This window comes from Streptococcus sp. DD13, assembly GCF_001578875.1.
In the GTDB taxonomy this organism is placed as follows: domain Bacteria; phylum Bacillota; class Bacilli; order Lactobacillales; family Streptococcaceae; genus Streptococcus.
The window spans coordinates 899,984-906,228 of the sequence record NZ_KQ969506.1 but is presented as its reverse complement, the minus strand read 5'-3'; the positions used below and the strand labels follow the sequence as shown (position 1 = coordinate 906,228).

The 6,245-nt window shown below is 44.0% G+C and carries 6 protein-coding genes and 1 pseudogene; 6 read left to right on the top strand and 1 reads right to left on the bottom strand.

What is annotated here, in order from left to right; genetic code table 11:
• A pseudogene (locus STRDD13_RS04190) lies at positions 1-527 on the top strand (radical SAM protein); the annotation flags it as partial.
• Between the two features lie 96 nt (positions 528-623).
• Here STRDD13_RS04190 and STRDD13_RS04185 read toward each other — a convergent pair.
• Positions 624-2,321, bottom strand: a complete 1,698-nt coding sequence (locus STRDD13_RS04185) for a M3 family oligoendopeptidase (RefSeq protein WP_067102278.1) — start codon at positions 2,319-2,321, stop codon at positions 624-626.
• 168 nt (positions 2,322-2,489) lie between these two features.
• On the opposite strand from STRDD13_RS04185, the gene STRDD13_RS04180 reads away from it, so the two are divergent.
• The 5 genes from STRDD13_RS04180 to STRDD13_RS04160 form a co-directional block, all read left to right on the top strand.
• Entirely contained in the window at positions 2,490-2,621 is a 132-nt protein-coding gene (locus tag STRDD13_RS04180) for a teichoic acid D-Ala incorporation-associated protein DltX (protein ID WP_067102275.1), read from the top strand.
• 9 nt (positions 2,622-2,630) lie between these two features.
• Complete coding sequence (dltA, locus tag STRDD13_RS04175; RefSeq protein WP_067102272.1) at positions 2,631-4,181, top strand: D-alanine--poly(phosphoribitol) ligase subunit DltA; 1,551 nt, start codon at positions 2,631-2,633, stop codon at positions 4,179-4,181.
• Positions 4,178-5,428, top strand: a complete 1,251-nt coding sequence (gene dltB / locus STRDD13_RS04170) for a D-alanyl-lipoteichoic acid biosynthesis protein DltB (RefSeq protein ID WP_067102269.1) — start codon at positions 4,178-4,180, stop codon at positions 5,426-5,428. The genes dltA and dltB overlap by 4 nt, the downstream gene beginning before the upstream one ends.
• 23 nt (positions 5,429-5,451) lie before the next feature.
• Positions 5,452-5,691: a D-alanine--poly(phosphoribitol) ligase subunit DltC gene (gene dltC, locus STRDD13_RS04165; RefSeq protein WP_067102267.1), complete on the top strand. Its 240-nt coding sequence runs from the start codon at positions 5,452-5,454 to the stop codon at positions 5,689-5,691.
• Positions 5,692-5,782: 91 nt separating this feature from the next.
• Positions 5,783-6,245, top strand: a 463-nt coding sequence (locus STRDD13_RS04160) for a D-alanyl-lipoteichoic acid biosynthesis protein DltD (RefSeq protein WP_331708379.1), incomplete at its 3' end; no start/stop codon positions are given.

Here is a 6,245-nt window from a genome sequence, read left to right as displayed (position 1 = left end):
ACCCTGCAGATTGACTTCTTGATTGCTCTTTTACCTTAGCAAAAGAGCAAGGGATTCACACAACTCTAGATACCTGTGCTTTGACCTTTCGCAACACGCCGAAGTATCTTGAAAAATACAATCAACTCATGGCAGTGACAGATTTGGTCTTACTGGATATCAAGGAAATCAATCCGGACCAGCATAAGATTGTAACCGGGCATAGCAACAAGACGATTTTGGCCTGTGCCCGCTATCTCTCTGATATTGGAAAGCCCGTTTGGATCCGCCACGTGTTGGTACCAGGTTTGACTGACCGAGATGATGATTTGAAAAATCTAGGCGAGTTTGTCAAGACACTAACCAATGTCAAACGCTTTGAAGTCCTCCCCTACCATACCATGGGAGAGTTTAAATGGCGGGAGTTGGGGCGTCCCTATCCTCTGGCAGGAGTCAAACCTCCTACACGCGATCGCGTAGAGAATGCTAAAAAACTCATGCATACGGAGTCTTACTCGGATTACATGGATCGCATCAAAGAAAAATAAAAGACTAGGACAAGTGAGTTGACCGAATGGGTCATCACATTTGTCCTAGTTTTTAATTCTATAGACGGTTTTTAAGCGATGAGGAGAGAGGAGTTCTCACAGGGCCTTATCATCGACAGCAAAGAGATAGTCAGCGGCACTTTGAATGGTGGATTCAAGGGCCCCTTCTTTAAAGGGACTTTGAAGGTTTGCAGCTTCCACGACCTGGAGGAAGGTTTTGGTTCCGCCTAAATCACAGATGCGGATGTAATCTTCCCAGGCAGTCGGATCGGCTTCGACCTGTGTTCTCTTCCAAAATTGAAGCGCACAAACTTGAGCGAGTGTATAGTCGATATAGTAGAAAGGACTGGAGAAAATATGGGATTGTCGGAACCAGAAACCGCCACGACTAAGGAAGTCTGAATCGGAGTAGTCACGATCCGGTAAGTAGAGATCTTGTAGTCGCTTCCACGTAGCTTTTCGCTCAGCTGGGGTCATCTCTGGGTGCTCATATACTTCGTGTTGGAAATGGTCCACCAAAACTCCGTAAGGCAAGAAGAGCAAGGTGCCCGCCAAGTGACTATACTTGTATTTGTCTACTTGATGGCCAAAGAAACGATCCATCCATGGCCAGGTCAAAAATTCCATTGACATGGAGTGGATTTCACAAGTTTCATAGGTCGGCCAGACCACATCTGGAGTAGGGACCCACCGAGACCGGAAGACTTGAAAGGCATGCCCTGCTTCATGGGTGAGGACATCGATATCGCCACTGGTTCCATTGAAGTTTGAAAAGATGAATGGACTTTTAAAGTCAGGGAGGTAGGTACAATAGCCACCAGAGCGTTTTCCGGGCTTCGTAACGAGATCAAGCAGTTCATGTTGGACCATGAAGTTGAAATACTCCGCGGTTTCTGGCGACAATTCTTGGTACATCTTTTGTGCTTCATGCAAGATGAACTCTGGGTCTCCTTGTGGGGTTGCATTTCCATCCAAAAACTCAATGCCTAAATCATAATATTTGAGTTCTTTAAGACCAAGACGCTCCGTCTGACGCTTCCGAAGTTCTTGCACAACTGGGACAACGTGATGGAGGATTTCTTGTCGGTAGGACTTGACCATGTCACGATTGTAGTCAAAACGGTTCATCATGTGGTAAGCATACTCAACATAGTCTTTAAAGCCCAACTGGTGAGCAATTTTGGTCCGAACTTTGACTAAGTCGTCATAAATTTTATCAAAGGCTGCTTCATTATCTTCATAAAATTGGCTGGTTTTGGCGCTAGCTGCCTGACGCACAGATCGGTCAGTAGATTGGTTAAAGGGGATCATTTGTGAGAGATTATAGGTTTCTCCCTGAAAGTCAATCTGAGCTCCAGCGATTAATTTGGAATACTGATCGACCAAGCTGTTTTCTTCTTGAAAGAGGGAGATAGCATCTGGTGAAAAGGTTTTAAGTTGGTTTTCGGCTTGAAGAAAGAAGGTTTGTGGAAGGGCTTCTTCCAATGCGGTACGAAATGGACTATCCAGAACTGCTTGGTAGTAGTTGGTTTTAAGCTCACCAAATAAAGGAGAATACTCATTCCAGAAGTCTGTTTCCTGGTCATAAAAAGAATCCTCCATATCCACGGAATGGCGAATACTGCAGAGGGTGGATTGGGTTTCTACTTCGGCAAAGATGGCGATGATGTCTTTGAGATGTTGCAGCGCTTCTGGAGCTGATGCAGCGGATTGAAGTGCTGAAATAAGTTGGGTGGAAGTGGTTTTGACGTCTTCGTAGTTGGGACGGATATAGCTGTATTCTGAAAATTTCATTAGATTCTCCTTACTGAATGTAGTCCTTTCTATCATAGCGTATTTTGGGGTTAGAGACAAGGGATTTTCGTCTTCCAAATAGGAAGAAAGACTGAGGGAAATCCTTCTAGTTTCTGATACTCAAAAGTCTCAGAATATGGTAAAATTAGGATGGAGGTTTTTTGCGAAATGCTAAAATATAAAAATATCTCAATTTTTATTTTAAAAACTCTATTTTATTTTATCATTTTTTTAATCTTATTTTATTTATATGGATATCTTGGCCAAGGTCAGGGTGAATTTATTTACAACGAGTTTTAAGGAAAAAATATGACACAAAAACGCACCATTACAGATATGATTGAGACCCTGGAGCAGTATGCCCAGACACAGCCTGATTTTCCTGTATATGATATTTTAGGAGACGTCCATAGTTATGGCGATTTGAAGCGGGATTCGGATAGCTTAGCGTCCCATCTGGATCAGTTAGACTTGACACCATCCTCACCTGTTCTTGTTTTTGGTGGACAGGAATATGAGATGCTGGCGACTTTTGTAGCCCTAACTAAGTCTGGTCACGCCTATATTCCAGTGGACCGGCATTCTGCCTTAGATCGGATTGAGGCCATTATTGAAGTTGCATCCCCTAGCTTGATCATCAGTTTAGATGCCTTTCCGCTCGAAACGCCCCTTCCGATCCTTTCCGGGCATCAGTTAACGGAAGTCTTTTCCAAGCATACGCCTTACCAGATCAGCCATTCTGTCAAAGGAGATGATAATTATTATATTATCTTTACCTCAGGGACGACTGGAAAGCCAAAGGGAGTGCAGATTTCACATGCCAATCTCTTGAGCTTCACTAACTGGATGATTTCAGACAAGGAATTTGCGACGCCGGACCGTCCACAAATGCTGGCCCAGCCTCCCTATTCTTTTGACTTGTCCGTCATGTATTGGGCACCAACATTGGCCTTGGGCGGGACCTTGTTTGCCCTACCGAAAGAAACGGTAAGTGACTTCAAACAACTTTTTGCGACGATCTTGCAGTTACCGATTGGGATTTGGACTTCCACTCCCTCTTTTGTGGATATGGCTCTTGTCTCTGAAGAGTTTCGTGCGGAGCGTCTACCAGCCCTGACCCATTTTTATTTTGATGGGGAAGAGTTAACCGTTAAGACTGCGAAGAAATTACGGGAGCGTTTCCCAAATGCACGAATCGTCAATGCCTATGGTCCGACAGAAGCGACGGTGGCCTTATCAGCGGTAGCTATCACGGATGAGATGTTAGCAAGCTATAAGCGCCTTCCAATTGGCTACACGAAGGAAGACTCGCCAACGGCTGTGATTGACGAAAATGGCCAAGTCTTGCCGAATGGGGAGCAGGGGGAGATTATTATCGCTGGTCCTGCTGTATCAAAGGGCTATTTGAACAATCCAGAAAAGACCCAAGAAGCTTTCTTTGAATTTCAAGGATTACCAGCCTATCATACAGGGGACCTAGGGTCTATGACAGATGAAGGACTCTTACTGTATGGTGGTCGGATGGACTTCCAAATCAAATTCAATGGGTATCGTATCGAGCTCGAGGATGTTTCTCAAAACTTAAACAAATCGCGCTTTGTAGAATCGGCAGTCGCTGTGCCCCGCTACAATCAAGATCACAAAGTCCAAAACTTGTTGGCCTACATCGTTTTAAAAAATGGTGTTCGGGAACAATTTGATCGAGAAATTGATATCACCAAGGCCATTAAAGAAGACTTACAAGACATTATGATGTCGTATATGATGCCGTCTAAGTTTTTCTATCGAGAAGAACTTCCCCTTACCCCAAACGGAAAAATTGATATCAAAGGGTTAATGAATGAGGTGAACAAACGATGATAAATTGGTTATCCCACTTTCCTCATTTAGAGCCTTTTGGGGACCCACTTTATTTTGTCTATATCATTCTAGCGACCTTGCCGATCTTTATCGGGCTCTTCTTTAAGAAACGCTTTGCCTGGTATGAACTATTGGTCAGTGCTTTCTTTATCGCCAGCATGCTTTTTGGCACCAAGAATTATCAGGTTCAAGCCTTCTTGTTTTATGTAGTCTGGCAGACTGCTGTGGTCTTCCTGTACCAGGCCTACCGTCGGGGAAAGGATAGCAAATGGGTCTTCTTTCTCTTTGTTGGATTAGCGATTCTTCCTTTGGTCGTCGTCAAGTTTGATCCCATCGTGTTGGGTTCAGGGAAGTCCATTTTGGGCTTTATGGGAATTTCCTATTTGACCTTTAAATCCGTAGCGATGATCATGGAGATGCGGGATGGGCTCTTGAAGGATGTGACCCTATGGGCCTTCCTCCGCTTTCTTATCTTTATGCCCACTATCTCATCAGGGCCGATTGATCGTTTCCGTCGATTCAATGAGAACTACGAGCAGATTCCCGATCGAGATCAGTTGATGAGGATGCTGGATAGGGCGGTCTGGTACATCATGCTGGGCTTCTTCTACAAGTTTGTCTTGGCCCATGTCTTAGGACATGTCTGGCTCCCGCAGCTAAAAGAAGTTGCTCTTCGACAAGGTGGGTTGATCAATTTACCAACGATTGGGGTCATGTATACTTATGGCTTGGATCTTTTCTTCGACTTTGCAGGCTACTCAATGTTTGCGATTGCGATTTCTCACCTAATGGGGATTGAAACGCCACAAAACTTTGACCAACCTTTTAAATCGCGTGATTTAAAGGAATTCTGGAATCGCTGGCACATGAGTTTATCATTCTGGTTCCGTGATTTTGTCTTTATGCGCCTCGTAAAAGCGATGGTCAAAAACAAAGTCTTTAGCAATCGGAATACCACTTCAAGCGTGGCATATCTAATCAATATGACCTTGATGGGATTTTGGCATGGCTTGACTTGGTACTATGTTGCCTATGGGGTGTTTCATGGAGTCGGCTTAGTGGTTAATGACATGTGGATTCGAAAGAAAAAGAGCATCAATAAGGAACGAAAAGCCAAAGGACAAGCGCCTCTGCCCGACAACAAGTGGACAAAGGCTCTGGGGATTTTTATCACTTTCAATGTGGTGATGGTCTCTTTCCTGCTATTTTCAGGATTTTTAAACCAACTATGGTTTCATGGAAAATAATAAAAAAGATTTGAGGTAGAAAAATGGATGTAAAATCAGAAGTTATTGCAATTATTGACGATTTATTTATGGAAGACGTGTCGGACATGATGGACGAAGATTTGTTTGATGCAGGTGTCCTAGATTCAATGGGAACTGTAGAACTCATTGTGGAATTAGAAGGAAAATTCAATATCAGCGTACCAGTTTCTGAATTTGGTCGAGATGACTGGAACACAGCAAACAAAATCGTAGAAGGTGTGACGGAGTTGATGAATGCTTAAACGCCTATGGAATATACTAGGGCCCGTTTTTTGCGCCTTTGTTCTAGTTCTTTTGTTGATTCTTTTTTATCCAAGCCAGCAAGGGCATGATTTGTTAGCTGAAAAGAAGGATGCGGTTGCCTTTTCTAGTGAAAGTTTTAAGAATGCCACGAAAAAAGTACAGGCCTTGTCCGATCCTTCCGAGAACTTTGTTCCCTTTTTTGGATCGAGTGAATGGTTGCGCTTGGATAGCTTTCACCCAGCAGTCTTAGCGGAGAAATACAATCGTCCCTATACTCCTTATTTCTTGGGACAGCGGGGAGCGGTCTCAATGGTCCATTATCTTGGGATTCAGCAGATGCGTCCTCAGTTGGAAGGGAAAAAAGCCGTCTTTGTTGTCTCGCCTCAGTGGTTTATCCGCATAGGGATTCGCAAGGAGTTTTTGGAGAAGTATCTGACAACGGATGAAATCACCTCCTTTCTCTTAAAGGAACGGACCCAGGTTTCCGAAGAAGAGAAGATGGTGGCGGAACGGCTGGTGAAGCAATTGCCGAACATACCGATGGCTTCCCAGC